This is a genomic window from Burkholderia sp. RF4-BP95 (assembly GCF_001521985.1).
In the GTDB taxonomy this organism is placed as follows: domain Bacteria; phylum Pseudomonadota; class Gammaproteobacteria; order Burkholderiales; family Burkholderiaceae; genus Burkholderia; species Burkholderia diffusa.
On sequence record NZ_LOSX01000057.1, the window covers coordinates 1 to 3,416 of the forward strand.

A 3,416-nucleotide genomic window follows, 5' to 3' on the forward strand; every position below is an offset into this window, starting at 1 on the left:
AGGGAGCCTGACGATTACCTACTTTCACACGGGAATCCGCACTATCATCGGCGTAGAGTCGTTTCACGGTCCTGTTCGGGATGGGAAGGGGTGGGACCGACTCGCTATGGTCATCAGGCAAAGAGGGTTGTCCTGCTGGCATGGCCAACAGAACCAATCTGGGAAGAAGCAGTAATTAGGTTGTGAGCTGTATCTCACACGTACGCGGCACTTCAACCGCAGTACGTCGAGTGCTTTGCACTCGACGTTCGACATTCGTAAGCGCTGAAGCGCTAACGACTGTCGAAACAGACTTGTTATAGGATCAAGCCTTACGGGCAATTAGTATCAGTTAGCTGAACGCATTACTGCGCTTACACACCTGACCTATCAACGTCCTGGTCTCGAACGACCCTTCAAGGGGATCTAGTCCCCAGGGATATCTCATCTTAAGGCGAGTTTCCCGCTTAGATGCTTTCAGCGGTTATCTCTTCCGAACATAGCTACCCGGCGATGCCACTGGCGTGACAACCGGTACACCAGAGGTTCGTCCACTCCGGTCCTCTCGTACTAGGAGCAGCCCCCTTCAAATATCCAACGCCCACGGCAGATAGGGACCAAACTGTCTCACGACGTTTTAAACCCAGCTCACGTACCTCTTTAAATGGCGAACAGCCATACCCTTGGGACCGGCTACAGCCCCAGGATGAGATGAGCCGACATCGAGGTGCCAAACACCGCCGTCGATATGAACTCTTGGGCGGTATCAGCCTGTTATCCCCAGAGTACCTTTTATCCGTTGAGCGATGGCCCTTCCATACAGAACCACCGGATCACTATGACCTGCTTTCGCACCTGCTCGACTTGTCGGTCTCGCAGTTAAGCACGCTTATGCCATTGCACTATCAGCACGATTTCCGACCGTACCTAGCGTACCTTCGTACTCCTCCGTTACGCTTTGGGAGGAGACCGCCCCAGTCAAACTGCCTACCATGCACTGTCCCCGACCCGGATCACGGGCCAAGGTTAGAACCTCAAACAAACCAGGGTGGTATTTCAAGGACGGCTCCACCGAAACTAGCGTTCCGGTTTCATAGCCTCCCACCTATCCTACACAGATCGGTTCAAAGTCCAATGCAAAGCTACAGTAAAGGTTCATGGGGTCTTTCCGTCTAGCCGCGGGTAGATTGCATCATCACAAACACTTCAACTTCGCTGAGTCTCGGGAGGAGACAGTGTGGCCATCGTTACGCCATTCGTGCAGGTCGGAACTTACCCGACAAGGAATTTCGCTACCTTAGGACCGTTATAGTTACGGCCGCCGTTTACCGGGACTTCAATCAAGAGCTTGCACCCCATCATTTAATCTTCCGGCACCGGGCAGGCGTCACACCCTATACGTCCACTTTCGTGTTTGCAGAGTGCTGTGTTTTTATTAAACAGTCGCAGCCACCAGTTTATTGCAACCCCTTCACCCTCCTGGCGCAGGCCAGTCAAGCTACAAGGGCGTACCTTATCCCGAAGTTACGGTACCAATTTGCCGAGTTCCTTCTCCCGAGTTCTCTCAAGCGCCTTAGAATACTCATCTCGCCCACCTGTGTCGGTTTGCGGTACGGTCATCGTTAGACTGAAGCTTAGAGGCTTTTCTTGGAACCACTTCCAATTGCTTCGCTCCCGAAGGAGCTCGCGCCACACCCTTGAATCCTGCGCCCGGATTTGCCTAAGCGCCTTCTCCAATGCAGCGACCGGGACTTCCAACACCCGGACAACCTTCCGCGATCCGTCCCCCCATCGCATCTAACAATGGTGCAGGAATATTGACCTGCTTCCCATCAGCTACGCATTTCTGCCTCGCCTTAGGGGCCGACTCACCCTACGCCGATGAACGTTGCGTAGGAAACCTTGGGCTTACGGCGAGGGGGCCTTTCACCCCCTTTATCGCTACTCATGTCAGCATTCGCACTTCCGATACCTCCAGCACCCTTTACAAGGCACCTTCGCAGGCTTACGGAACGCTCTCCTACCATGCGTGCAAGCACGCATCCGCAGCTTCGGTATATAGCTTAGCCCCGTTACATCTTCCGCGCAGGACGACTCGATCAGTGAGCTATTACGCTTTCTTTAAAGGGTGGCTGCTTCTAAGCCAACCTCCTGACTGTTTTAGCCTTCCCACTTCGTTTCCCACTTAGCTATATTTGGGGACCTTAGCTGGCGGTCTGGGTTGTTTCCCTCTTGACACCGGACGTTAGCACCCGATGTCTGTCTCCCGTGATTGCACTCTTCGGTATTCGGAGTTTGCTATGGCGGGGTAATCTGCAATAGACCCCCCAACCATGACAGTGCTCTACCCCCGAAGGTGAGACACGAGGCACTACCTAAATAGTTTTCGGAGAGAACCAGCTATTTCCAGGTTTGTTTAGCCTTTCACCCCTATCCACAGCTCATCCCCTAACTTTTCAACGTTAGTGGGTTCGGACCTCCAGTACGTGTTACCGCACCTTCATCCTGGCCATGGATAGATCACCTGGTTTCGGGTCTACGCCCAGCAACTGAACGCCCTATTCGGACTCGCTTTCGCTACGCCTGCCCTATACGGTTAAGCTTGCTACTGAACGTAAGTCGCTGACCCATTATACAAAAGGTACGCCGTCACCCCTTACGAGGCTCCGACTGTTTGTATGCATGCGGTTTCAGGATCTATTTCACTCCCCTCCCGGGGTTCTTTTCGCCTTTCCCTCACGGTACTGGTTCACTATCGGTCGATCACGAGTATTTAGCCTTGGAGGATGGTCCCCCCATCTTCAGACAGGATTTCACGTGTCCCGCCCTACTTGTCGCACACCTAGTTCTTTCATACTGTTTTCGCCTACAGGGCTATCACCTGCTATGGCCGCACTTTCCAGAGCGTTCGGCTAACAATACAAATAAAGAGTGCAAGGCTCATCCCATTTCGCTCGCCACTACTTTGGGAATCTCGGTTGATTTCTTTTCCTGCGGTTACTTAGATGTTTCAGTTCACCGCGTTCGCTTCGCATGGCCTATGTATTCAGCCATGGATACTCCAAAAGGAGTGGGTTTCCCCATTCGGACATCTACGGATCAAAGCTCGTTTGCCAGCTCCCCGTAGCTTTTCGCAGGCTACCGCGTCCTTCATCGCCTGTGATCGCCAAGGCATCCACCACATGCACTTGTTCGCTTGACCCTATAACGAGTCTGTCTCGTTACAGGTTGAGTTCTCGCGTTGTGCCGTATTCCAATTGAGTCAAACATAGAGTTCGAATCATCTTGAGATACATCGATACAATCACAACCCGGATAGTTTTCACGTCCATCTCAAAGACGCTTCCGCTATCCAAATTACTTACTTCTTCCAGATTGTTAAAGAACGACAGCCGATACGTACTCCGTACCGCTCTGACTGGCTCAATCGCCAATGA

At 52.5% G+C, this 3,416-nt stretch carries 2 rRNA genes and 1 pseudogene; all 3 read right to left on the reverse strand.

The annotated features are described in order from the left end of the window. Window positions 1-5: 5 nt before the first annotated feature. Window positions 6-118 (reverse strand): 5S ribosomal RNA (gene rrf / locus WS46_RS20660). 182 nt (window positions 119-300) lie between these two features. Further along, window positions 301-3,181: ribosomal RNA gene (locus WS46_RS20665) — 23S ribosomal RNA — on the reverse strand. A 19-nt stretch (window positions 3,182-3,200) separates the two neighbouring features. Further along, window positions 3,201-3,416 (reverse strand): annotated as a pseudogene (locus tag WS46_RS36245) (hypothetical protein); the annotation flags it as partial.